We start from the raw sequence: 23,048 nt of genomic DNA on the forward strand, positions 1-23,048 counted from the left end.
GGTTGACGTTTGCCCAGCGGCTGTCCCAAGGGCTTTGCCGCGTGGTTCAGATAAAGGAAAAGGCAGGATGACGATTACCCAGGACATCGATGCTGCCTTGTCGCAAGGGCTTTGCCGTGCGGTTCAGATGGCGGGATGGGAAACCATTTACCATCCGAGGCGGGAAGCCCGAGCACTTAAAACATATCTTTTTGGTCAGCCGCTGGTCCTGCTCTGCAAACCCGAAACCGTCGGGATCGAGTTTCTCCGCCACGATTGGAGCGGCGCGGTAAAGATCACCACCGACGAGGGGGAACAAATCGTCTCGCTCGCGAACGACAGCGGCAGCGATACAGTGATGGTCGAATTGAAGGCGCGCCATCAGGATTTTCAGGTCTCGATTGAGGCCCTGCCCGTTGAAGGCCGCGACCACAACCGTTGCGAAGCTTGGCTGTTGGGAGTCGCATTCAGCGACGTTCCCCAGCCGGTGGGCCGGTCGCTGCTCCTTAATCAGCATACCAAGCTGACATATGGAGATTGGGGCGAATTTCTGGTTTTGGCCAGCGACGAGGTTATTCCCAGGGCGATCGTTCGTGAAGGGTCTTGGGCGCCCAACGATATCGCGCTGTTCAAGGAGCATGTGCGACCGGGCGACCTGGTGCTCGATATCGGAGCCAACTTCGGGCACCATTCGGTAGTCTTCGCAAAGCTGGTAGGTCCGACGGGCCAGGTGATCGCTATCGAGGCCCAACGGGTCATGTATCAACTGGTTCACGCCAATTCGGTTCTGAACCGCCTCGACAACATCACCGCTCTTCATGCCGCTGCAGGTCAGGAACATGGCACCGTCACCATGTATCCGATCAGCTATGAGGGCGAGAATAATTTTGGTGCTCTGGGTGTCGATACCAGCGCCCCAGCGGGCCGTGGCGAGGGGGAAGAAGTTGCCGTCTATCCTCTTGACGACCTGCTTCCCGACTACGCCAAAGGGCGCCCGGTCCGCTTCGTCAAAATTGACGTCCAAGCGTATGAACTTTTCGTGCTGCAAGGCATGACCGGCATTCTGAAAACGGACCGTCCGACGATCTTTATCGAAATCTCGCCCTATTGGATGGAGCGCGCGGGCTATGATTACCGCGCAATCTACACGCTGCTGCGTGACCATGGTTATGATTTCGTCCATCGCGAGGGGACGGAGCTTGGCGCTGATGGCATGCCGGATGTCCCGTCCGGCGAGGACATTGAATGGGATTTGTTGGCGATCCATCGCGAAAAACCGACTTTAGTTTAGAGCAATTTCTAAGCAGGTGAAATCATCTGTCTAGAAATTGCGGCAAACAAAAAGAAGCAGATCGGCGATCTGATGCAATCGGATCGCCGATCTAGGCCACAGTATGCCGCAACCATATGATGATTCAGACGATCAATACGCTTTCGGATGAACGTACAAAATATCTGATCAACGAGCATCACAAGAAGCCGCAGCATCTCGACATGCCGCCTCGGAACCGGCGTTCCAATGCTCGCAAATCTGCCCACGCTTGGCGGCTGCCAACTCACCTCTTCAGCCAGCTATGCTGGAGCAGTTCGCCAACATGCTCTATCACCAGATGCGGCGCCCGTTCGGCGGGCTGGGCGGCCCATTCGGCGCGGCTGGTTGATCCGCTGGCAACTCCGATGCCGATGGCGCCCTCGGCGCGGGCCATCTGCATTTCGGCCACCGCATCATCTCCCACAACGCCCACTTCACCGATCGCCAGGCCCAGTTGCTGCGCGACGAAGCGCATCGCATGGGTGGATGGCTTGCCGGTCGGTTCCGGCTCGCGCCCGGTTACCCGCGCGATCGCGCCATTGATGGCGCAGCTATAGCCGAAACTGCGTCCTTCCTTGGTGGCGAAGAAGGGTACGTCGGATGCGGTGAGGAAGGCGGCGCCTTCCAGCACGCGACTGCAGGCGGCGTGGATATGTTCCATCCGGCAATCGGGATGCCAGGCGACATAGACCGCATCGACATCGTCCGCACCCGCCTCGCCCGGCATGCAGCAGGGCACGCCCAGCTGTTCCAGCGCATCGCGCACGCCATCGGTGCCGAGCACCAGCACCTGGCGATATCCGCGCTCACGCATCACCAGCGCGGCGACCGAATTGGGAGTGAACAGCCGTTCGTCGGCAATCGGCAGGCCGACATCGCGCAATTTCGGGCCCTGCACCGCCGAGGGGTAGGCGCTGCCATTGGTCAGGGCGAGGAAGGGAATACCGCGCGCCTCCAGCGCCTGCAGCACCTCCACCGCGCCGGGGATCACCTGATAGCTGCCGAGCGATCGGTTGGAGAGGATCAGCGTCCCGTCCAGATCGAACATGAAGCCCTTCGGCTGCATGGAAACCCCCTCCATCAATTTCCCTCCAGTTCCAGTTTCAGCCCGGCCTTCTCCACACTCACCCTCGTCAGATCGGTGCGGGCCAGCAACCGGCGGAGCAGATCCATCACTGGTGCGGTCTGCGGGTCATAACGGCGCGGGGCGGGGCCCTCGGCGGCCATCGCATCGACCAGATTGGCCGGCATGGTGGCGCGCAGCAGGAATTCCTCATCCGACAGATGCGTGCCGATCCGGCGGCGCAGCGTGGCCAGATCGGCCATGGCCGGTTCTTCCTGCAGCTCCTTCGTGCGCGGATTGGCCATGATCCGGTCCAGCACATCGGGCGCGATCGGCATGTTGGGCCGGCCGAACCGGCCGATCGCATAGCGGATGATCTCGTCCGGGATCACCGCATAGCGGTCTTCCCCGGTGACATTCATCACTGCCTGGGTCTGCAGCATCTGGGCAAAGGGCGTCATGACGATCGGCCAGCCCAGTTCTTCCCGCACGCGGCCCAGTTCCTCAATCACCGCGCCTTCCAGATGCGGCACGCGGTGATCGGCCAGATGGCGGCGCATGGTGCCGACCATCCCGCCGGGCAGCTGATGCTGCAGATAGGCAGCGTCGAACGCCATCGGTGCGCCGGTGGGCAGGCCATCGGCCTGCGCCATGTCGCGGAAATATTGCGCCACATGGGCCACGGCATCGTCATCGATCTCGACCGTGTGGCCCAGCGTGCGCAGATTGGCGATCATCCGCTGGATCGACGGATTGGATGTGCCGTCCGCCGCGCCGCCGCTGGCGCATTGCACCGCTGAAACGCCCAGATCGGCCGCCTCCAGATAGGTCTGCTCGGCCAGGCCGATGGTGCAATGGGCGTGGATTTCCAGCGGCTTGTTGCCGATTTCGGCCAGGATCGCGGGGATCAGCGTCTGCGCCCGCTTGGGGGTCAGCAACCCGCCTGGATCCTTGATATAAAGCGCGTCGATATCATCGCTCGCGGCCATCATCCGTGCTGCGGCGGCATAATGCACATCATCATGGATCGGGCTGATCGTATAGACCAGCGCGCCCACCACCTGTTCGCCACCCGATCGCTTGACCATGCGCGCCACGTCCACATTGGCGGCGGCATCATTCATCGGATCAGCCAGGGCAAAACGGCGGATGCCATTGGTCGCCAGGGTGCGGAACGCCAGTTCCATGAATTCCGGGCTGGCGGTTTCCCAGGCGATGAAGCGAAATCCGGTGGAAAGGAATTGCAGCGGGGTGGTTGGGCAGGCCTGCGCCATGCCCCGGATCCGTTCCCACGGGTCTTCCTGCTTGTAGCGGACGGCCACGCCCATATGGGTGCTGGTGGTGAAATCGATCGCGGAAAAAGCGCAGCGTTCCATCACTGGCGCAATGGTCAGCGTGCGGGCGGTATCCACCCCCAGCGCGCCCCACAGGCACTGATTGCCATCGCGCAGCGATGTTTCGACAAGGCGGATGTTGGCCATCAGCGATCCTTTGCGGAAACCGCATCGATCGATGCGGGTGGGGGTGTCAGCATGCGGGCGAGGAAGCCGGTATCGACCCCGCCATTCTTGAACGCCCAATGCTTCAGGATCGTCCGCTGCAATGTCAGATTGGTGGCGATCCCGTTCACCTTCGTGGCGAACACCGCCTCGATCAGCCGCTCGATCGCTTCCTTGCGCGTGGGCGCATGGGCGATGATCTTGGCGATCATGGAATCATAGAATGGCGGCACCTTGGCCCCGTCCACGATATGGGTATCCACCCTGATCCCGTCCCCTTCGGGCCAGCGGGCGCTGGTGACGGTTCCGGGGGAGGGGAGGAAGTCGCGCGTCGGATCCTCGGCATTCACCCGGCATTCCACCGCAGCGCCATGGAACTGCACGCCCGCCTGGTCGCAGGGCAGGCCTTCGCCGGCAGCGATGCGGATCTGCTGCTCCACCAGATCGATCCCGGTGACCATTTCGGTAACCGGATGTTCGACCTGGATGCGGGCGTTCATTTCCAGGAAATAGAATTCATCGCGTTCGATATCGTAGAGAAACTCCACCGTACCCGCACCGCGATAGTTCAGCCGTTCGGCAAAGCGCACCGCAGCATCCAGCAGCCGCAACCGCGTGGCGCGCGGCAGATGCGGGGCGGGGGTTTCCTCGATCAGCTTCTGGTAACGCCGCTGCACCGAACAATCGCGTTCGCCCAGATGGATCACCCGGCCTTCGCCATCGCCCAGCAATTGCACCTCTATGTGCCGGCCTTCGGCGACATAGCGTTCGATATAGACCCGCGCATCGCCGAAGGCGGCACCGGCCTCGGCGCTGGCCATGTCCATCACCGCTTCCAGATCGGCCAGATCCTCGACCAGCTTCATCCCCCGGCCACCCCCGCCGCCGACCGCCTTGATCAGCAGCGGCGCACCGATCTCTTCGGCCAATTGCCGGGCGGAAGTTGGCGCATGGCCTTCGACAGGCTCAGGCTGAGCGGGTTTAGGTGAAAGATCGCTCCCCGCGTTCCCGCTGCTGGCGCCATTCCCGACCCCCGCTCGCCCTGAGCCCGTCGAAGGGCAGCCACCAGCCTTCGTGTCACTCCCCGCGAAATCCACCGCACCACCCGGCACCACGGGTACCTCGGCCGCAATCGCCTCGGTCCGTGCGCGCAGCTTGTCCCCCACCGCCTCGATCTGCGCAGCGGTCGGACCGATGAAGATCACCCCTTCCTGTTCGCACAATCGCGCCAGTTCCGCCCGTTCGGACAGGAAGCCATAGCCGGGGTGGATCGCGTCGCAGCCATAGCCGATGGCCGCCTGCACCACGGCGGGTATATTGAGATAGCTCAGGGCCGGGCTCGATGCGCCGATGCACACGGCGCGGGTGGCCATGCGCGCGCCCAGAGAATCCCGGTCCGCCTCCGACACGCAAAGCACGGTCTCGATGCCCAGTTTCTCGCAGGTGCGGATCACCCGCACGGCGATTTCGCCCCGATTGGCGATCAGGATACGGCGGATGGCCTTCTTGTCTGCCATATCCGTCAGGCCGGGCGGATGAGCATCAGCACTTCGCCATGCTCGACCATTTCGCCATTGGTGCCCAGGATCTGCACCACTTCGCCGGCGACGCCTGCGCGCGCCGAATTCATCAGCTTCATCACTTCGATGATGCCGATCACGCTGTCTTCCTCCACCCGGCTGCCGACTTCCACGAAGCTGGCTTCACCCGGCTTGGGCGCGCGATAGAACACGCCGAGCAGCGGCGATTTCACCGCCACGAGTCCGTCTGGTACGGCCGTGTTGGTGGGAACAGGGGCTGCCGCAGCCTGCGCGGGGGCTGCCGCTGGAGCGGGGGCAGGGGCCGCTGAGACAGAGCTCGCCACCGGTGCCGCGCTTGCTGTCGCACCGCTGCGGGCCAGTTCCAGCTTCAGCCCGTCCATCTCCAGGCTCAGCCGTTCGAACCGGCTGGCATCCAGCAGGCCCATGATTTCCTCGATATCTTTGCGGGTCAGGCTCATTTTCGGCCCCCGAAGATGGTCATGACGTGGTTCAACGGATTCCCCTCACTTGTCTTCACCGGCGCGGTCACGTCTTTTGCGGACCACACGGTTTCCGGGCGGCTTTGCAGCAGCAGGATATTGCCCTGCTGATCCAGCGCCCATTCGATATCCTGCGCTTTGCCGTAATGACGCTCGATCTGGCGTCCCACCGCGCGCAGCCCCAGCAGATCCTCGTCGCTCAGGCAGGGGGCGGTCCGCAGATCGCCGCTGTTCTCCACTTCCTGGATCCCGCCGCCGGGCGCCGGCACCTGCCGCGCATGCTTGTCGGAAATGTCGCGCGTGGTGATTTCGCCGGTGATCTTGCCCAGCACCCAGCGGTCCGGCGTCACTTCGCCCGACACCACCGAACTGCCCAGGCCCCAGGCGCCTTCGATGGTGATCACCGATTTGTCGCCGGTCAGCGGCGAACGGGTGAACATCACCCCGGCGCAGCGGGCGTCCACCATCTGCTGCACCACCACCGCCATCGCCACGCCCTCTTCAGGGAAGTTCTGCTTCAGCCGATAGGTCATGCTTTCGACCGAATAGAGGCTGCCCCAGCATTCACGCACCCGCGCGACCATGTCCTGCGCGCTCAGCACCCACAGGAATGTATCCTGCAGCCCGGCGAAGCTGGCGTCCTCGGCATCTTCGGTGGTTGCGCTGGATCGCACCGCCACCGGTTCCCCATTGGGGGAAAGTCGTGCATGGGCCTCGGTAATTGCCCGCTCCACCTCTACTGGCATCGGTTCATGCGCCACCCGGTCGCGCAGTTCCTGCGCCAGCGCGGCGGCGGCATCCAGATCATGCGGATCGAGCGCCTCCACCCGGGCGCGCACCGGCGCCCGCGCTTCCAGTGCCGCCAGGAACAGGTCGAACCCATGGGTGGTGACGACGAAACCGGGCGGCACGGCGATCCCCGCGCGGGTCAGTTCGCCCAGCGATCCGCCCTTGCCGCCCACCGTCGGGCGATCGACAATGCCGACATCGGCAAACCAGCTGACAGGGGCGAACGAGCTGACAGAATTGCCGGGAATGCTCATGCGTCCTCCAGCACTTTTTCTTCGTCGAGCAGGGTCACCAGCCCGCGTCCGCCATCGACGCGGATACGCTGACCATCGCGGATCTTCTGCGTTGCCGACCCCGTGCCGACCACGGCAGGCAGACCATATTCGCGCGCCACGATCGCCATATGGCTCATCGATCCGCCGATGTCGGACACGGCGGCGCTGATCTTCTGGAACAATGGCGACCAGGTCGGATTGGTGACCTGACATACCAGAATATCGCCCTGTTCGATCCGGCCGATTTCCTTCACCGAACGGATCACCCGCGCCGTGCCTTCCACCACCCCGGAACAGGCGGCAAAGCCGCGCAGCTCATTGGTGTTTTCCGCGCCGTCTGACAGCCAGGTATCCAGGTTCTCGCGGGTGATACCCCACAGCATCACGATCGCCGGGTCATCGATCACATCGGGCACCACGCCCAGTGCTGGCGGCACGGTTTCACCCGCCCAGCTCTCAATCGCCTGCTGGCGCTGCGCCACGATCGCCGGCCAGTGGCCGGGGCCGCGCGGATCCGATCCGCTGGACCAGGCCAGCATCAGATCCACGATCGCGCTTTCCAGCTCGTAATGGGTCAGGTGGAACACATCTTCTTCCTTCGCGAAGAAGCCATGTTCGGCCAGCAGCGCGCCGAATTCGCGAATCTTGTTGAAAAACAGATTGGTGTACCAATGTTCGCAATAGAACTTGTGCCCCTCCACATAGGGGAACACCCGGTGCGCCAGCCCGATCAGCTGATCATAGGTCGCGCGGTCTTCATCTGTATCCAGCAGTTCGCGGTAATCGGCCACCAGCTGGTCACGTTCCTCCACCAGCCGGTCCAGCGGGCGTTCGATATTCTCGCCCGCGCGGATCTTGTCGATATAGCCGGGCAGGGCCGCGAACGGCATCGACAGATCGTCGTTCCAGCTGCGGTGATAGTGATAGAATCCGTCGCCAACATTGACGTTGAACCAAGGGTTGCGACTGGTTTCCAGCTCATCGAGCCATTCGCGGCCCTTGTCGCCCAGCTGGTCCAGCCCGGCGAGCACCTGATCGATATCCATCTCGTCATGGAAATGATTGTCGACGCCCAGCTCCACCGCGCGGCGGGCCAGCCGCTTGATCTCTTCGTCGGGGCGGAAAATCTCCGCCTCCATTCCGGCGACCATGCGACTGATTGCCTGGTCCGAAATCTCGGGGAAGGCGCGCTTGCAGAAATCGAAGAAGGTCAGATAGGCGCCGTAGCCCAGCAGCAGGAATTCGAAGTGGTGGTGCCACATCCGAAAATAGCCTTCCAGCTGCTTGCGATAGGTGTCGATCAGCGCATGATTGGCGGCCACGCCCTTGCCGGTATGGGTGGTCTCGATCGGCTCCAGATCGGGCAGTGACGGGCTGGGCAGGGCCTGCGCCTCTGCGATCAGCGCCTTCATCTTGTCCTTCCACTGGTCGTAAAGTTTTTCCCAGTGTTCGTAATAATAGAAGGCACGCTGCTGGAACTCGGCGGCCCGCGCGGCAATCTCTTCCGGATCGGTGACCGCCACACCGCCGATGAACACCCGGCCATTGATGATGCGATGGTCGATGCCCTTGGTGGTAGGCAGCACGTGGACGCGGGTGTTGAAACTGCCCAGCGCGCAATAGGCTGCCTCTGCCGTGATCATGTCGAAATGATGCATCGGTTCGGGGAAGTGCATCGAATTGTAGAACCAGAACCGCTGGTCGTCTTCAGGCTTGAACTGGGTGTAATAGGGGTATGCGGCTTGCGCTGCCTCAGTTCCCGTGGTGACCTTCACGGAACTGGGCAGCGGAAATGACTTGGGCGCATCGGCCATAGGTTCGGCATCCTCTCCAAAAGGAACCTGCGGGCCTTTGCTGGCCGCGTCAGGTGCGAATGGTTGCCATGTTAACCGTTGATTAGTGACCTATGAAGGACTCATGCGCAGTGTGATTAGGACAAAAGCGCAGGAGCTTTTGTCTTGTTTTGGCTTCTCGCCAACCCAGTGGTCAAACCAGCGGCATGGCGGCCCAGCGTCGGTTCCGTTCCGTTGAACAGCCATGCCAGCAAACGCACCCGCGCAATCACCAGCCACGCCCCCCAGCTGAGCGCCAGCGTGATCGCCATGACCCCAATGCCCTTTACGGCGGTGGGCACGGGCACATCCTGCCCCAGCCACACCAGTATAGTAATGATCGGCATGTGGAACAGATAGATCACGAAGGCGGCATCCACGAACCGGCTGACCAGCATGCTTGGCCGGTCCATCCAGTAATGCGCAGCAGCAATCACCACTTGGGTCAGCGTCAGAATGGCAAAGGTGCTCAGCAGCCGCCCGGTCGCGGGATGCAGATCGGGCGCCACCCGGAAGGCGAGCACTGTGAACACCGCCGCCAGCACCACCATCGGCAAGGACACGCGGGTAAAGCTTTTCAGCGTCGCCGGCGCGCGCTGGAACAGAAAGCCGAGCAGAAACCACGGCGCAAAGAGGATCAGCTCATCCAGCCGCAGGATCTGCTGCAGCAGATTGGTGTTGAGCCCGGCGATATAGAATGCTTCCAGCACACCTGCGCGCCACAGGCCGATCACCAGCCCCAGCACCAGCAGCGCGGGCAGGATATGCCGGGCACACAGCCGGTCGAAGCCTTCGGCGATATAGCCAGTACGCAGCCGGGGGATGACCCCACTCAGCGCCGCCATCATGGTGCTAAGATACAGCAGCACGATGATGAACCACAAATGCCGCACCCAATACCCACCGGAATGGCTGGAATTCCACAGGAAGGAAGACAGCGCCTTGGAATAGGGCAGGTTGGAAAATTCACAGGCCAGATTCATGATCGGCACCAGCACCAGAATGCTGGTGATGAAGGGAATGCCCAGCCGCACGAACCTTTGCTTCAGCCACAACGCCGGCGCCCGCCGCGACAGCAGCAGAGCGGCGAAATAGCCGGCAATCAGGAAAAACGCCGGCATCCGGAACAGATGGATGAATTCCGCAATTTGCGGGAAGGGCGCCCATCCCTCATTGGATCGAACGATCCAGGTTTCGCCCGGTCGATAGGACAGGGCAACGTGATAGGGAATGCCCAGCAACATCAGCAGCGCGCGCAAAGTATCCCAGTAATGTTGGCGTTCGCCCGCGACGGCTGTGTTCATGCCCTCCCTTTCATCGCATAATCTGTTGCAAGCCTGCGCGTGGGGGCCTGTTCCAAATTGATGCGCGCTTTGCGATAAAATGCAGCCGGATGGGGGTGAACGGAGCGCGCATGGCTCTGCGGTCGCCGCTGTCAGCCCCGCTTGTCTTGTGTTTTGCCGCATACCACGCATAAGACAGCTCAGCTTCGGGAATATACAAATGGGGACTGGGCAGAAGATGTCGGCGTTGCCTGCGGCTTGCCTCGAATGATGCCCTGTCAGGTCGTCACACTGAATTGCCCATGCTGAAATCGGTCCAGATGCTGCGTGGTCTGGCTGCGTTGCTCGTGTTGCTGTTCCACACCCACCTGATTGTTGGGCGGGACAAATATCTGGATGCCAAGCCGTTCGGCGATGGCTTTGCATTCGGCTATGTCGGCGTGGATATCTTCTTCGTGCTGAGCGGTTTCATCATCCTGACGGCGCATTGCCGGGACATCGATCAGCCAGATCGCCTGCCACGCTATCTCTATCGCCGCTGGGCGCGGCTCTATCCGATCTATTGGGTCTATCTGGCCGGGGTGATCGGACTGATGCTGCTGGGTGTCGGAGATCAGGGGCGTATGGCGCTGGGCAATCTGGCCAGCAGCTTGCTGCTGATCAAATTCGTGCCCGAAGCGCCACCCCTGTCGGTGGCCTGGTCATTGTTTCATGAAGTGATGTTCTATGCCTTCTTTGCCCTGCTGATCGTCAACCGGCGATTGGGTATTGCGGCCTTCGTCTTGTGGTACGCGGCGGTGGCGGCAGGCTATGTGCTGGGCTGGTCGACCACCTTCGAACAGCATCAGGGTTTCGTTGGGGTCTTCACCAGCCTGTTCAACCTCAACTTCGTGCTGGGGATGGGCGCCTGGTACTTGCTGCAAAAGCGTACGGGCCTGCCGGGGTGGGGGTATCTGCTGACTTCATTGCCGCTGTTCGTACTCGGCATCTGGGAGATTTCCGCTGTGCAGGGGCAGGACGAATGGCGTCTCGCCTTTGCCCTGGGCAGTGCCCTGCTGCTGCTTGGGGTTGTCGCGCTGGAACGCGAAGGGCGGATCGCTGTCCCTGATGCGCTGATGAAAATGGGCGATGCTTCTTACAGCATCTATCTGCTGCACACGCCGATCCTGTCCGCCGCGATCAAGATCGTGATGCTGGCCGGGCTGCAGCGGGTGCTGCCGGCCGGGGTGATTTTCGTCATTCTGGCGCTGGTGTCGCTGGTGGGCAGCTATATCGGCTATCTTTTGCTGGAACGGCCGCTGCTCGGGCTGCTGCGCAATCACGCACCCGCGCGCGCCCGGTAACGATTGGTCAGATCGAAAATCGCTCATCCTTCGGGTCTGCTGTCGGCCGGCGTGGACCGTGGCCGCCTGACAGCAGCCGTCGTGCGGGCTCTTCGAACAGGCACAGCGACAGATAGGATATCGCGATCGTCACCGGTAAGGCGGCCAGCGTCCACAGCGTTAGCTCCGCACCCTCAAGCCCCAATATCCGCCGCCCCACGATGTTGATGAACAGCGATTGGGCAATGGGATGGAGCATGTAGATCGAATAGGTCAGCCGCCCGGCGGGGGCGATACGCGCGATCATGGGGCCGGCCTTGCGCTGCAGATCAGCCGCGATACCGCAGGCGGTGATGGCATAGGCGATCAGCACCAGCACCGATTTGGGCGCGCCCAGGCCAACGCCGATGATCAGGGCAGCCAGCGCCGCACCCAGCCAGGCCTGCGGCGCGGGAAGCTGCGCCATGCGGGCACGGTTCTGGAACAGCAATATGCCGATGCAGAAGCCCGGAAACGCGCGCAAGACGCCCAGATTGTGCGTACGCTCCACCCAGAATGGCGGCGCCAGGGCCCCCAGTTCCAGCGCCAGGATCAGCGCGGCGACGGCAATCAGGGCGATGCGGGGGAAGCGTGCCCCGGCCAGAAACAGCAGCGGATAGGCGAAATACATCGTCATTTCCGCGCTGATCGACCAGCTGACCGTGTTGAACGAAGGGCCGCCGCACAGGCCCCAACCCTGTAGCAGCACGGCATTGGTCAACAGGCAGCTGAAATTGTATTTGGTTGGCGCGGCATCACCGCCCTGGCTCTGCAGCACCAGCCCGACCAGCACGAAGAAGCCCAGCGTTGCCCAGTGCAGCGGCATCAGCCGGGCCACACGCTTGCGTAGGAAAGTGCCATAGGCGGCCAGGCTGGACAGTCTGTCGCCATAAACCCAGCTGATGACGAAGCCCGAAATGGCGAAGAACAGATCCACGCTGACCGCCAGCCCGTCCAGCCGGGAGAAGGCGGTCTGCGCCCCCGGCCAGGCGGCCAGCAGATTGGTGCGAAAATGCACGACCACAATGGCCAGCGCTGCGCCGAAGCGCAAGGCATCGAGATGCAGCAGATCCGGCGATTCCGCCGTCAGCCGGATAAGCCTGGGTGGGCGGATCCCGGCCATCGGGTTCAGCGCAGCTGAGCGGTGGCGGGCACGGGCCGGCTATGCTTCTGCGGGCCGGCATAGCCGCGCCGATATACCAGCGTGGCAACGAACATGTAGATCGCGATAGTCGGGGGGAAGATGAATGCCGCGTCGGATGCGGCCATCATCAGATAGGAACACAGGCCGATCATCGCGCTGCGGCGCAGGCGGGACAGTTGGCTGATATTCGCTATGCCGAAGATGATGGGGAAAGCGAAAGCAAACAGTGCCAGAATAGTCCCCAGAATACCGAAGCTCTGCAGCAGGCCGGCATAGAGCACCTCGCTGATCCGGACTGTGCTTGACCCCAGGGCGGAGAGCTCCAGCTCATCCCAATAGATCATGCGCCCGCCCAGATCGGTTTCCACCACGCGTTCAGCGGTCCAGCCCATCAGTGGCAGCAGCGCCACCCCCATCAGCGCCATGGCTGCGGTGACATACCAGATCACCGGGCGGTCCACCCGCAGCAGGCCCAACATGGCCATCAATATGCCGATGAAGATCATTCCGAACCAGACGGTCCGGCTCAGCGTCAGCAGCATCGCCAGGCAGAAGGCGGCAATGAAGATCCGCGAGCGTTCAAAATAGAAATAGATCGGCGCCAGCATGCCCATGCACACGCCATAGAGATTGCCGTTGTTGTAGGTGGAAACCAGCTTCATCAATATGCCGCGCCGGTTGTTCTTGCTGTAGATTTCCCCCGCATCCAGCGGGTTGACGGTCAGGAACTGAACCTCGATCAGCGTTCTGGTAAAGGCAAAGATCACGAAGTTCATCAGCCCCCACAAGACCGCAAAGCGGATGCACCACACGATCGGTCGGCCAAGCTGATCTTCGGTCAGCAATTCCATATAGGGCGCGTAGACGATGAACATCACCGCCGGCATGGCCACCAGCACGACGGTGTAGATCATCAGCGCGGATGTGGAGCCGCCATACATGATCTTCAGCAGGGCCAGCGAGGCGATGGGAACATAGCCGAGGATGAAGTTCAGCATGGCCGGGGGGGAAGCAAGCCGGCTGAGCAGCACGCCGAGCAAGCCGACCGGTGCAGTCACCGCGATCAGCAGATAGCCGAAAGTGATCGGCGTGACGCCCACCGCGATCCCGCCCTTGGGTAGCGCGATATTGAACACCAGCAACAGCACGAAGAAAATGTAGAACAGCGGCAAAGGTGCGGCCTTGGCGCTGTTGTGCGCGACGCCGATTTTCTGCCTGATAGTCTGGTACATTGTTCCCCCGGCGTCAGATACGGTCGCGCGGCTCTCTTGCCATAGTGGCAGGGCGCGTCAACTCCGGCGGTACCTCGCCTTGCACTCAGGGGGATCGGGGTGGCGCTGATGTTCCAGTGATTTGCCGCAAAGCAGCAGGCGTCGGTGTGCTGCCGCTCAGCTGTCGATCTTGGCCAGGCGACGCCCGGTGACGAAGGTCTGCGTGGCAAACAGCACGATCAGTACCGCCCCGGCCGCGCCGACGAAAATGTCGAAGCCCGAAATCTTGCCGAAAATTCCGGGATCATCCCCCAGCACCATCATCATCACCGTCAGCCCGATCAGCATCACGCGCAGTTCGGTGGGCCCGCCAGCCATGTAGGACAGCTTGAACTCGCCGAGCACACGGGCGGACAGGAAGGTGTGGATCGCCAGCAACAGATATCCGGCCAGCGCCACCATGGCGTAATCCATCGTCACGAACGGACTGAGCCCCATGCCGGTAAGGATCATCAGCACGGTCAAACCGTCGCAGCTGTGATCGATGAAATAGCCATAGGATGGCCGTTCTATATGGCGGAAACGGGCGATGCTGCCGTCCAGCGAGTCCCCGAACCAGTTCACGAAATAGCCGGCGATCGCCAGCACCAGCCAGAGCGGGCCCAGATTGCTCAGCACATAGCCGGAAAAGGTCATGAAGCTGCCGATCAATCCCAGAATGGTCAGCTTGTCCGGCGTTACCCAACGGGGCAGCCGCGCGCACAACCAGTTCAGCAGCCTGCGCTCATTGCGCGCCAGGAGATTGTCCTGAATGCGGTCCAGGGCGAGGGATTCTTTACTGGTCTTGTCTAACATGCGGGGGGGTGCTTTCGGCAATCAGCAGCCGCCCATAGCACGATTGACATGAATGTAAGGCCTGCCATCTGCAGATTCTGCCGCCGTTTGTAACCGCTATGACGCAAATTCATGCGAAAATCGCCTGACCGTTCCTTTTTGTGCCAGCTTTGCCTGCGCCAATTTCACGATTGCGGTGCATGGCCGGCCCGCCAGGCGCGCGGCGTGATGCCGAACCGCTTGCGGAACAATCGGGTGAAATAGCCGGGGTCCAGAAATCCGCAGCGATAGGCGACATCGGCAATCGCCAATGTACGGGCGCGTGGATCGGCCAGCATGTCGCTCGCCCGGTCGAGCCGGATGGCGTTCATTTCCTGCACGAAGCTGGTGCCGCTGCCGGCCAGCAATGTCTGCAGATAGCGTTTGGAAATCCCGCAATCATCGGCCACCCGCTCAGGCGACAGATCGGGGTCGGCATAGGCGCTTTCGATCCGGCGCAGGATCTGCCGCGCCAGCTGGCCACGATGGCGCGTGCCCGCCGCCTCGTGAAAACCGGTCGCCAGGCCCAGCAAGCCGCCGATCTGTTCGGCGATCAGCGGGCGCGGTAGCGGCGCATTGACCAGATCATCCAGAATGGTTTCCAGCAGCGCCCCCAAGGGTGCACCCCAGCCCGCGCGGGTGCAGATCGGCCGCGCCAGCAATTCGCCCGGATCGGGCAGATGTTTTTCCAGCCACGCCTGCGGCATCATCAGATCGATGCACTCATGCGGGGTTTCCATTTCCATCTGGTAGAATTTGGTGTTGTCGAGCAGCACGAACTGCCCGGGTTCCACCGTAAACCGGCGCCCACCCATCAGCGTCTTCATCGCCCCATGCCGGGCATAGACCAGCTGGATCGACGGGGTCGCTCGGCCCGAGCTCCCCTCCGCCCCGGTATGTGTCACCCGTTGGGCCGGGGCATGCAGATGCAGCAGCCGCAGCTGACCGATCCCGTGGCTGGCCCAGCGCGCGGCAAAGGCATCGGTGTCGAACACCGTTACCTCGATCGGGGCGATCGTGCTGGCTGCCCATTCGCTCCACTGGTTCATCGCATCGCGCCGGGCGAGGCCTGCTGAACTCCAGCTGGTGTCTTCTGTCGGGCGCGGCTGCTCCATGCCCTCAGGCTAGGCCGCAGTGCCGCGCCGGGCAATGGGGCGCGTGTTTGCTGGATTTCAGGATTGCCGCTCCGGCCTCAGCCGCTAGTCTCCGCACAAAATCATAAAAGTCACCCATGGAGAGAGATTGATGCGCCTGATTGCCACGGAAGAAGCCTGGTCCATTCCCGAAGTCGCCGCCGAATTGCAGCAGGTGTCCCGCAGCCCGAGCCAGAGCCTGGACAAGCTGCTGGTCAAGGGCATCTATGATGCGGAGGTCGATACCTCCGGCTATGGCAAGATGAACTTCCTCGAAGGGCTGCTCGACGTGGAAGAACGGCGCCTGCCGCAGATGGACGAACATGGCGTCGACATGCAACTGCTGACGCTGACGGCGCCCGGCGTGCAGATGTTCGACGCCGATACCGCCACCGATCTGGCTGCGCTGTCGAACGATCGCATGGCCGAAATCATCCGCAAGCATCCCACCCGCTTCGTCGGCTTGGGCAGTTTCGCCCCGCACAGCCCGAAACGCGCGGCCAAGGAAGTGGAACGGGTGATGACAGAGCTGAAATTGAACGGCCTGGTCGTCAACAGCCACACCAATGGCGATTATTTCGACGATTACCGCTTCTGGCCGATCCTGGAGGCGGCAGAGGCGCATGATGCCTGCATCTACATTCACCCGCGCTCACCCTCCGACACGCTGAAGGGCCCGCTGCAGGATTACGCCATGGACAGCGCCATGTGGGGCTATGGGGTGGAGGTCGGCACCCATATGCTGCGCATGATGGCCGGCGGCGTGTTCGACCGTTTCCCGAAACTGAAGATCTGCGTCGGGCACATGGGCGAAATGGTGCCGTTCTTCATCTGGCGGATCAACTTCATGAACAGCCGGGCGCAGAAGGTCGGCCGCGCGCCGAAGACGCAGCGGAGCATGGAAGAATATTTCAAGGACAATTTCGTCTTCACCACCAGCGGCGTGGAAGATCATCTCGCGCTGCGTTACGCGATCGACCGGATGGGGGTGGAAAATGTCCTGTGGTCGATCGATTATCCCTATCAGCCGATCAAGGAGGCGGTCGAATTCATCCAGACCGCGCCGCTGAGCGAGGCGGAAATGCACGCTGTCTGCCACGGCAATGCCGAACGCGTGTTCCACATTCCCCCGGCCGAATAGGACGCCATGACCGACGCCCCTCATTCCCCAAGCGGTCCGCTCGCCGGCATCAAGGTCGTGGAACTGGCCCGCATCCTGGCCGGGCCATGGGCGGGGCAGGTGCTGGCCGATCTGGGGGCGGATGTGGTGAAGGTGGAAAGCCCCGGCGGCGATGACACGCGTCGCTGGGGCCCCCCCTTCGTCACCTATGCCGATGGCACGCGCGATGCTGCCTATTTTCACGCCACCAATCGCGGCAAGCGCTCGGTCGTGGCCGATTTCGCCACCGAGGAAGGCCGGGCACTGGTGCTCGATCTGGTGCGCGATGCCGATGTGCTGATCGAGAATTTCAAGCTCGGCGGCCTCGCTCGGTTCGGGCTTGATTACGCCAGCCTCAGCGCGATCAACCCGCGCCTGGTCTATTGCTCGATCACCGGCTTCGGCCAGACCGGTCCCTATGCCCATCGCGCCGGCTATGATTTCATCATCCAGGCGATGGGCGGCATCATGGAACTGACCGGCGATCCCGATGGCGCGCCGCAGAAAATCGGCGTGGCCTATGCCGATATTCTGACCGGGCTCTATGCAGTGATCGGCATCCAGGCCGCGCTGCGCCAGCGGGAGGCGACCGGGCACGGACAGCATGTCGATATGGCCCTGCTGGATGTAATGGTCGGCACGCTGGCCAATCAGGCGATGAACGCGCTGGTATCCGGCGAAACGCCACGCCGGCTGGGCAATGCCCACCCCAATATCGTCCCTTACGAAGCGTTTCCCGTGCGACCGGGTACGGAGGGGGAACGCTGGATCGTCATCGCAGTCGGCAATGATGCGCAGTTCGAACGGCTGACCTTGCTGCTGGATCTGGACCCGCGCGAAGAATGGCGCACCAACGCCGGGCGCGTCGCCGACCGATCGGCGCTTTCTGCAGAAGTGGCGCGGATCACCGCGATGTGGACGCGCGACGATCTGCTCGCCGCGCTGGAGGCGGCGGGAATTCCCGCCGGCCCGATCAACGATGTCGCCGCCGCCCTGACCGATCCGCAGGTGGCGGCGCGTGGCATGGTGCTGGCCATGCAGGCCGATGACGGCACGCCGATCCCCGGCCTGCGCACCCCGATCCGCTTCGCCGGAGAGGATCTCACGCCCTCGCAGCCTTCGCCACGGGTAGGGAAGGGCTAGCTACCAGCTATGCCCCTGGTCGCAAAAATGCGGTCCGTCATGCGGCCCGGTCACGATGCAGCAGTGATAGAAATTGCCATAGGGGCAGGGCTGATCGCAGCCATTGGCCGCCGTGATGGCACTGCTGCCCTGATCCGCAGACGCAACGAAATGGTGGGTGCAATGGCTCATGATCTGTTCCTGCCAGGCGTTTTTCGCCCCTCTGCAGTATGTATCGCGGCGGCAGCGGATAACGGATCACGGCTGTGCGCGGGGGCAACCATCTCTAGTCCCAATGCTCTATGCCATCGCCCGCGATCGTGACCCAGCCATGCTTGCGCTCTTCATACACGGAGAATTGCGGCGGCGGAAAATGCGGATCGGCAAAGGCGCCCAGCGGGATCGCGATCAGCCCGGGCATGGTCGCATTGGCATAGGCGATCGTGCCAGCGCACAGCGCACAGAAATGGAACGACGCATGCGCGCCACTGTCGCCCTGATGCCTATAGATCTGCGCCTCCCCGATCAGTTCCACGCAGTCGGCGGGAAAACGGGCCTGCGCTGAAAAGGCGCTGCCGCTGCGGCGCTGGCAATCCAGGCAATGGCACACCGATATCCGCACCGGTTCCCCATTGCAGATGGCGCGCAACGCCCCGCAGCGGCAGGTGGCAGTGCGCTGCATGGATCAGGGCTGCAGCTTCAACGCCCGCCGGGCATCTTCGATCAGCCACGCCGGCGCGCTGGTCTGCGGGTGGTCGGGCAGGCAGATGATCGGGATCGGCCCGCCTTCTGCCAGTTCCACCCATTTGCCCAGCGCGATCGTGGCAGCACGGCGATACTCGTGCCCGTCGGGCCCGCGATAGGTGAAGGCGATCCTTTGCGCTCCGCCCTGGCGCATCTTGCGCACCACTGTGCCCGTCACCGGCACGCCATGTCGCGCCAGCCGGCCGAACTGCCGCCCGCGCCAGACCAGCGCCGCGATGATGGCGATGATGATCAGCAAGGCGGGCAGGATCATTCCCATGACGGCGGATGACATCGCATCCCCATGATCAAGTCAAGTCAGGGCGATACCACTCTCGCCACAGCCCAAAAACCGGCATTCGCGACCGGGCGAAACCCGCGCGGGACGGGCTGCCGGGCCGGGCATAGGCGCTGGCCCCGCTGACAGGATATATCTGGCTGCACTGATGCCACTGCATGGGGTGATATGATGCGGCTACCGCTGATCCTGATGGCCCTCCCGTTCTGGATCCAGCCTGCCGCTGCGCAGGACTGGAACAATCTCGCCACTTCGGAAGCGATGAACCAGGTCCACGCGACCATGCGCCAGCACATGATCGTCAATCCGGCCGAAGAGAATGACGATCCGCAGCCGCGCCGCCCTGCCGCCCGAACCGGGATCGATCCCGGTTACACCGTCGATCCCACCATCCGGCGCAAGGTGCAGCAGGCTCTGATCGACTCATTTGCCCGTGAGAGTGAGGATGCGGGGGAGGAGCTTGCGCAGGTTTTCGCCCGGCATGATCTGATCGCCATGATGGATCGGGCGGTCGCTGCCATGGGGCTGCGATCGGGCGATGTTATCGATGCGGTCACCATTTACCGGCTGGCCATGTGGGGCGCAGCCAAGGGGATCACCACGCCACAGCCGCAGCTTTCGGTCACCGGGCTGCGCGCGCAGACGGCGGCCGGTTTCGATCTCGCCGGCGCGGGGCTCGATAACCCGGCCAAGCGCCAGCAATTTGCCGAAACCCTGCTGTATCAGGCGGTGCTGATGGATCTGGTATCCGAACGGGCACACAAGTCGGCCGACCAGGCGGCCATTCAAGGCCTGCAGGGCACGGCCCGGCGCGCGCTGCTTGCCTCCGGCATCGATCCCGATCGCATGGAACTGACGGGGCAGGGCTTTGTCACCAAACGATAGGGATCACGATGGGGATAACGGCGCCAGCATCATCATCGAAGGGGCGCATATCCGTGACATTGCATCCTTCTATGTAGAAATAAACCGGGTCTTCATGGCCGGTGAAGATTGGCAATTGGGCCACAGCCTCGATGCGCTGGATGATATGCTTTATGGCGGTTACGGAGCGCTGCAGGGTGATGCCCCGGTGGTGCTGATCTGGCGGCAGATGCAGCGCAACCGGCAGGATCTGGGCCGCGATGCCACGCGCGGCTGGTATCAGGCGAAGCTCGACCAGCCCGAAGGCTTCAATGTTCAGCGCATCCGCGCCGATCTGGATGCGCTGGAACGGGGGGAAGGGCCGACCTTCTTCGACATCGTCCAGCAGATCATTGCCGATCACCCCAACATCACGCTGCAACCGGAATAGCGGCTCCGGCAGCACGCCGGCTTGGCTTGCCTGATGCCCCGCGACCATGCGATGCCGTTCCCGAAAACAAGATGGAGAGCAGGGTGAGCGATTGGGAATACCGGCCCCTGGGGGGCAGCGCGCTGAAGGTTTCGCCGCTGTGCCTGGGGGCGATGATGTTCGGCGGCGCCACCGATGCGGCCACTTCGGACCGGATCATCGGCAAGGCGTTCGACCGGGGCATCAACATCATCGACACGGCGGATGCTTATAACGGCGGCGCGTCGGAAGAAGTCGTCGGGCGCGCCATTGCGGCAAACCGCGATTACTGGCTGGTGGCGACCAAGTTCGGCTATGGTTCGGGGATCGGCCCCAATCAGCGCGGCCAGTCGCGCAAATGGGTGATCCAGGCGGCAGAGGCCAGCCTGAAACGGCTCGGCAGCGATTACATCGACATCCTCTATTTCCATCAGGCGGCACCGGGCCAGACGCTGGAAGAACCACTGCGCGCGGTCTCCGATCTGATCCGCCAGGGCAAGATCCGCTATTACGGCGTGTCCAATTTCTCCGGCTGGCGGATCGCGGAAATCTGCCGCCTGGCCGATCAGCTGGGTATGGAGCGCCCGGTGGTCAGCCAGCCGCTTTACAATATCGTCGATCGCAAGGCGGAGGTGGAACAGCTGCCCGCAGCCGGCCATTACGGCCTGGGCGTGGTCAGCTACAGCCCGATCGCGCGTGGCGTGCTGTCCGGAAAATACGCCGCCGGCGCCGCCGCACCCGAAGGATCGCGCGCCGCACGTGGCGATGTCCGGCTGCAACAGACCGAATGGCGCCCGGAATCGCTCGCCGTAGCCCAGGCTATCGGAGAACGGGCTGCAGCACGCGGCCTCACCAGCGCAGAGTTCGCCACCGCCTGGGTGCTGCGCAACCGCCTGATCAGCGCCGCCATCGCCGGCCCGCGCACCGAACAGCAATGGGATGCCTATCTGACCGCCATGGATGTGCGGCTGGATGCGGAAGACGAAGCCTTTGTCGACGATCTGGTCCGCCCGGGCCATGCCTCCCAGCATGGCTACACCGACCCGGCCTATCCCGTGGAAGGGCGGCAGGAAGTGTGGTGATGCCGAACTCTGTTTTCTCGCTTCAAACCTTCACCAAACCCGCTCATGCTGAGCTTGTCGAAGCATAGGCACGCCGGTTGGGCCTGTCTCAGGTGTTTTGCCTGCCCTTCGACAGGCTCAAGGCGAGCGTAGTTTGTGAATGAACCAGCTTGATTAATCCGGTTGTGGAACAACCCCAGCCTATTCGCACAGCCCCGCCGCACGTGCGGCAATTCCGCCCAGGCCCCGGCAGCGTGGCTTGCGGGGCTGTTCGGGCTGCGGCTGGGCGGCCTGGCCGCCTTCGGCCTGATCTTCCCCGCCGAAACCGCCCATCATCGCCTCCATGCCGGGCATGAACATGGTGTGCGAACGGTACCGCACGCGGGCGATCCATTCCGGGTTCCAGGGCGTGCGGGCATTGTCCGGGCGGGGCGGATAGGCGAAATTCACTTCCGGGCCATAGGCATAGAGATTGGCCATCATCATTTCCCCGCCGTTCTTGACCTCGGCCGGGATCGTGCATTCGGTCTGCGTCGGGGCCATCACCGTGCGCGCTTCGATCAGGCGGCGCACGCCGGCCGGGGCAATCCAGTCGGCCATCGGGCCGCCGAATTGCTGGGTGGCCGATGATGTCCACCACACCACGTCACGCGGCTGATCGCCGCCGCCATCGGGCATGGCCATCACCCAGGCGTAATATCCGGTTGCTTCGGCCAGCGCATTCCAGCTCAGCGCCACGGCGCCGCTCGGCAGATCGCGCGATGTCGTCTGCAGCGCGCCCATGAAATCCTGCTTCAGGTCAAACTTGATTTCCGGCGCATAATTGCCGGCAATGCGATGCTGGCCCAGCAGCGATGCGTTGGAGGGCAGGCTCTTGCCGTCATGCCCGTTGTTCCACCAGCCATAGGTGGTGGAATTGCCCTGCCGGATGGACCAGTCATCGGGCAGGTTGAGCGATGGAGCGAACAGGCCCTGTGGCATCTGCCCGCGCGCCAGCTTGGAAAAATCGATCACCACCGGCTGGCCCGGTCCGGCCCTTTCGCCGCAGCCCCAATACAGCAGCAGGCGCCCGCTCGGCGTCTGCATCTGGTTCGGCAATTCTTCGGCCGGTTCTTCGCGCCCGACCGGGCCGGGGGTGTTGAGCGGCACGGACAGGCCGAGACCGGCGGCCTGCGGCATGAAATGGTCGGCCTTGGGCGGGCCATCGGCCGGGCGGGATGATCCGATCCGCAGCGTCAGTTCATGGGCAGGGCCACGCCCCCCGCCGCCCATCATCACCATCGCGGCGCCCAATCCGCCGCCACCCGATCCACTGGCTGCAGATCCCATGGCGGCCATGCCGGACAGGGTGCCCGCATCCACGGTGTAGCGGACCGGTGGGGGCGGTGCATTCTGGGTCAGGGCCGGGCTGGCGGCGACCACTGCGCCGCCCCCTGCTGCCAGAAGTGCGACGAGTGTGCGTTTGCGCAGTCCGATCATTTGAGCCCCCCGGCAAGATGGGCGGACAATACGCCGATTCGACAAAAGAGTCGATCAGCTTTGCTGTACAGTCTTGGTAATCGCTCAATAAGTACTGTC

Annotated in this window: 22 protein-coding genes; 7 read left to right on the forward strand and 15 right to left on the reverse strand. The window is 62.8% G+C overall.

Annotated features, from left to right (window positions below):
* Positions 1–67 precede the first annotated feature (67 nt).
* Positions 68–1,270 carry an FkbM family methyltransferase gene (locus GRI97_RS09450; RefSeq protein ID WP_161390955.1) on the forward strand — a complete coding sequence of 401 codons (1,203 nt, stop codon included), beginning with the start codon at positions 68–70 and terminating at the stop codon, positions 1,268–1,270.
* A 265-nt stretch (positions 1,271–1,535) separates the two neighbouring features.
* Here GRI97_RS09450 and GRI97_RS09455 read toward each other — a convergent pair whose 3' ends face one another.
* The 7 genes from GRI97_RS09455 to GRI97_RS09490 all read right to left on the reverse strand — a co-directional run bounded on the left by GRI97_RS09455 (position 1,536) and on the right by GRI97_RS09490 (position 10,073).
* Positions 1,536–2,372, reverse strand: a complete 837-nt coding sequence (locus tag GRI97_RS09455; RefSeq protein ID WP_161390956.1) for an HAD-IIA family hydrolase — start codon at positions 2,370–2,372, stop codon at positions 1,536–1,538.
* Entirely contained in the window at positions 2,372–3,835 is a 1,464-nt protein-coding gene (locus tag GRI97_RS09460; RefSeq protein WP_161390957.1) for a biotin carboxyl carrier protein, read from the reverse strand. The genes GRI97_RS09455 and GRI97_RS09460 overlap by 1 nt, the downstream gene beginning before the upstream one ends.
* Positions 3,835–5,370, reverse strand: coding sequence for an acetyl-CoA carboxylase biotin carboxylase subunit (locus GRI97_RS18610; RefSeq protein WP_235917746.1), 1,536 nt, complete (start codon positions 5,368–5,370; stop codon positions 3,835–3,837). The genes GRI97_RS09460 and GRI97_RS18610 overlap by 1 nt, the downstream gene beginning before the upstream one ends.
* Positions 5,371–5,375: 5 nt before the next feature.
* Positions 5,376–5,852 (reverse strand): acetyl-CoA carboxylase biotin carboxyl carrier protein, encoded by a 477-nt coding sequence (accB, locus tag GRI97_RS09475; protein WP_161390958.1) that lies wholly within the window; start codon positions 5,850–5,852, stop codon positions 5,376–5,378.
* The gene (locus GRI97_RS09480) at positions 5,849–6,916 is read right to left on the reverse strand and encodes a PEP/pyruvate-binding domain-containing protein (protein WP_161390959.1); all 1,068 of its coding nucleotides are present in this window, start codon (positions 6,914–6,916) and stop codon (positions 5,849–5,851) included. The genes accB and GRI97_RS09480 overlap by 4 nt, the downstream gene beginning before the upstream one ends.
* Positions 6,913–8,751, reverse strand: a complete 1,839-nt coding sequence (locus tag GRI97_RS09485; RefSeq protein ID WP_161390960.1) for a PEP-utilizing enzyme — start codon at positions 8,749–8,751, stop codon at positions 6,913–6,915. Before GRI97_RS09485 ends, GRI97_RS09480 begins: the two co-directional genes overlap by 4 nt.
* A 116-nt stretch (positions 8,752–8,867) precedes the next feature.
* Positions 8,868–10,073 carry an acyltransferase family protein gene (locus GRI97_RS09490; protein WP_161390961.1) on the reverse strand — a complete coding sequence of 402 codons (1,206 nt, stop codon included), beginning with the start codon at positions 10,071–10,073 and terminating at the stop codon, positions 8,868–8,870.
* A 281-nt stretch (positions 10,074–10,354) separates the two neighbouring features.
* Between GRI97_RS09490 and GRI97_RS09495 the strand changes: the two genes are divergently transcribed.
* Positions 10,355–11,395 carry an acyltransferase family protein gene (locus GRI97_RS09495; protein ID WP_161390962.1) on the forward strand — a complete coding sequence of 347 codons (1,041 nt, stop codon included), beginning with the start codon at positions 10,355–10,357 and terminating at the stop codon, positions 11,393–11,395.
* A 7-nt stretch (positions 11,396–11,402) separates the two neighbouring features.
* On the opposite strand, the gene GRI97_RS09500 is transcribed toward GRI97_RS09495, so the two are convergent.
* From GRI97_RS09500 to GRI97_RS09515, 4 genes are all read right to left on the reverse strand, one after another.
* Positions 11,403–12,536 (reverse strand): acyltransferase family protein, encoded by a 1,134-nt coding sequence (locus GRI97_RS09500; protein WP_161390963.1) that lies wholly within the window; start codon positions 12,534–12,536, stop codon positions 11,403–11,405.
* A 5-nt stretch (positions 12,537–12,541) separates the two neighbouring features.
* Positions 12,542–13,789, reverse strand: coding sequence for a hypothetical protein (locus GRI97_RS09505; protein ID WP_161390964.1), 1,248 nt, complete (start codon positions 13,787–13,789; stop codon positions 12,542–12,544).
* 156 nt (positions 13,790–13,945) lie between these two features.
* The gene (locus GRI97_RS09510; protein WP_161390965.1) at positions 13,946–14,623 is read right to left on the reverse strand and encodes a CDP-alcohol phosphatidyltransferase family protein; all 678 of its coding nucleotides are present in this window, start codon (positions 14,621–14,623) and stop codon (positions 13,946–13,948) included.
* A 164-nt stretch (positions 14,624–14,787) separates the two neighbouring features.
* Positions 14,788–15,756, reverse strand: a complete 969-nt coding sequence (locus tag GRI97_RS09515; RefSeq protein WP_161390966.1) for a helix-turn-helix domain-containing protein — start codon at positions 15,754–15,756, stop codon at positions 14,788–14,790.
* A gap of 130 nt (positions 15,757–15,886) precedes the next feature.
* Between GRI97_RS09515 and GRI97_RS09520 the strand changes: the two genes are divergently transcribed.
* Together GRI97_RS09520 and GRI97_RS09525 are read left to right on the forward strand one after the other, a co-directional pair.
* The gene (locus tag GRI97_RS09520) at positions 15,887–16,915 is read left to right on the forward strand and encodes an amidohydrolase family protein (protein ID WP_161390967.1); all 1,029 of its coding nucleotides are present in this window, start codon (positions 15,887–15,889) and stop codon (positions 16,913–16,915) included.
* A 6-nt stretch (positions 16,916–16,921) separates the two neighbouring features.
* Positions 16,922–18,076, forward strand: coding sequence for a CaiB/BaiF CoA transferase family protein (locus tag GRI97_RS09525; protein ID WP_161390968.1), 1,155 nt, complete (start codon positions 16,922–16,924; stop codon positions 18,074–18,076).
* Here GRI97_RS09525 and GRI97_RS09530 read toward each other — a convergent pair whose 3' ends face one another.
* The 3 genes from GRI97_RS09530 to GRI97_RS09540 all read right to left on the reverse strand — a co-directional run bounded on the left by GRI97_RS09530 (position 18,077) and on the right by GRI97_RS09540 (position 19,094).
* Positions 18,077–18,247, reverse strand: a complete 171-nt coding sequence (locus GRI97_RS09530) for a hypothetical protein (RefSeq protein WP_161390969.1) — start codon at positions 18,245–18,247, stop codon at positions 18,077–18,079.
* A 94-nt stretch (positions 18,248–18,341) separates the two neighbouring features.
* On the reverse strand, positions 18,342–18,737 hold the full coding sequence (locus GRI97_RS09535) for a GFA family protein (protein WP_161390970.1): 396 nt from the start codon (positions 18,735–18,737) through the stop codon (positions 18,342–18,344).
* Between the two features lie 3 nt (positions 18,738–18,740).
* Positions 18,741–19,094, reverse strand: coding sequence for a hypothetical protein (locus tag GRI97_RS09540; protein ID WP_161390971.1), 354 nt, complete (start codon positions 19,092–19,094; stop codon positions 18,741–18,743).
* Between the two features lie 171 nt (positions 19,095–19,265).
* Between GRI97_RS09540 and GRI97_RS09545 the strand changes: the two genes are divergently transcribed.
* From GRI97_RS09545 to GRI97_RS09555, 3 genes are all read left to right on the forward strand, one after another.
* Positions 19,266–19,982, forward strand: coding sequence for a DUF6683 family protein (locus GRI97_RS09545; RefSeq protein ID WP_161390972.1), 717 nt, complete (start codon positions 19,266–19,268; stop codon positions 19,980–19,982).
* Complete coding sequence (locus tag GRI97_RS09550; protein ID WP_161390973.1) at positions 19,966–20,391, forward strand: barstar family protein; 426 nt, start codon at positions 19,966–19,968, stop codon at positions 20,389–20,391. The genes GRI97_RS09545 and GRI97_RS09550 overlap by 17 nt, the downstream gene beginning before the upstream one ends.
* An 83-nt stretch (positions 20,392–20,474) precedes the next feature.
* Positions 20,475–21,491, forward strand: a complete 1,017-nt coding sequence (locus tag GRI97_RS09555; RefSeq protein WP_328598529.1) for an aldo/keto reductase — start codon at positions 20,475–20,477, stop codon at positions 21,489–21,491.
* Positions 21,492–21,671: 180 nt separating this feature from the next.
* Here the strand turns inward: GRI97_RS09555 and GRI97_RS09560 are convergent, their stop codons facing one another.
* The gene (locus tag GRI97_RS09560) at positions 21,672–22,949 is read right to left on the reverse strand and encodes a hypothetical protein (RefSeq protein ID WP_161390975.1); all 1,278 of its coding nucleotides are present in this window, start codon (positions 22,947–22,949) and stop codon (positions 21,672–21,674) included.
* Positions 22,950–23,048: the final 99 nt, after the last annotated feature.

Origin of the sequence: Croceibacterium xixiisoli (assembly GCF_009827305.1) — a bacterium.
GTDB classification, from domain to species: domain Bacteria; phylum Pseudomonadota; class Alphaproteobacteria; order Sphingomonadales; family Sphingomonadaceae; genus Croceibacterium_C; species Croceibacterium_C xixiisoli.

Excerpts from the sequence above, each read along its gene's own strand:
- GRI97_RS09450 (WP_161390955.1), top strand. The coding sequence starts at position 68 with ATGACGATTACCCAGGACATCGATGCTGCCTTGTCGCAAGGGCTTTGC.
- GRI97_RS09455 (WP_161390956.1), bottom strand. The coding sequence starts at position 2,372 with ATGGAGGGGGTTTCCATGCAGCCGAAGGGCTTCATGTTCGATCTGGAC.
- GRI97_RS09460 (WP_161390957.1), bottom strand. The coding sequence starts at position 3,835 with ATGGCCAACATCCGCCTTGTCGAAACATCGCTGCGCGATGGCAATCAG.
- GRI97_RS18610 (WP_235917746.1), bottom strand. The coding sequence starts at position 5,370 with ATGGCAGACAAGAAGGCCATCCGCCGTATCCTGATCGCCAATCGGGGC.
- accB (WP_161390958.1), bottom strand. The coding sequence starts at position 5,852 with ATGAGCCTGACCCGCAAAGATATCGAGGAAATCATGGGCCTGCTGGAT.
- GRI97_RS09480 (WP_161390959.1), bottom strand. The coding sequence starts at position 6,916 with ATGAGCATTCCCGGCAATTCTGTCAGCTCGTTCGCCCCTGTCAGCTGG.
- GRI97_RS09485 (WP_161390960.1), bottom strand. The coding sequence starts at position 8,751 with ATGGCCGATGCGCCCAAGTCATTTCCGCTGCCCAGTTCCGTGAAGGTC.
- GRI97_RS09490 (WP_161390961.1), bottom strand. The coding sequence starts at position 10,073 with ATGAACACAGCCGTCGCGGGCGAACGCCAACATTACTGGGATACTTTG.
- GRI97_RS09495 (WP_161390962.1), top strand. The coding sequence starts at position 10,355 with ATGCTGAAATCGGTCCAGATGCTGCGTGGTCTGGCTGCGTTGCTCGTG.
- GRI97_RS09500 (WP_161390963.1), bottom strand. The coding sequence starts at position 12,536 with ATGGCCGGGATCCGCCCACCCAGGCTTATCCGGCTGACGGCGGAATCG.
- GRI97_RS09505 (WP_161390964.1), bottom strand. The coding sequence starts at position 13,789 with ATGTACCAGACTATCAGGCAGAAAATCGGCGTCGCGCACAACAGCGCC.
- GRI97_RS09510 (WP_161390965.1), bottom strand. The coding sequence starts at position 14,623 with ATGTTAGACAAGACCAGTAAAGAATCCCTCGCCCTGGACCGCATTCAG.
- GRI97_RS09515 (WP_161390966.1), bottom strand. The coding sequence starts at position 15,756 with ATGGAGCAGCCGCGCCCGACAGAAGACACCAGCTGGAGTTCAGCAGGC.
- GRI97_RS09520 (WP_161390967.1), top strand. The coding sequence starts at position 15,887 with ATGCGCCTGATTGCCACGGAAGAAGCCTGGTCCATTCCCGAAGTCGCC.
- GRI97_RS09525 (WP_161390968.1), top strand. The coding sequence starts at position 16,922 with ATGACCGACGCCCCTCATTCCCCAAGCGGTCCGCTCGCCGGCATCAAG.
- GRI97_RS09530 (WP_161390969.1), bottom strand. The coding sequence starts at position 18,247 with ATGAGCCATTGCACCCACCATTTCGTTGCGTCTGCGGATCAGGGCAGC.
- GRI97_RS09535 (WP_161390970.1), bottom strand. The coding sequence starts at position 18,737 with ATGCAGCGCACTGCCACCTGCCGCTGCGGGGCGTTGCGCGCCATCTGC.
- GRI97_RS09540 (WP_161390971.1), bottom strand. The coding sequence starts at position 19,094 with ATGTCATCCGCCGTCATGGGAATGATCCTGCCCGCCTTGCTGATCATC.
- GRI97_RS09545 (WP_161390972.1), top strand. The coding sequence starts at position 19,266 with ATGATGCGGCTACCGCTGATCCTGATGGCCCTCCCGTTCTGGATCCAG.
- GRI97_RS09560 (WP_161390975.1), bottom strand. The coding sequence starts at position 22,949 with ATGATCGGACTGCGCAAACGCACACTCGTCGCACTTCTGGCAGCAGGG.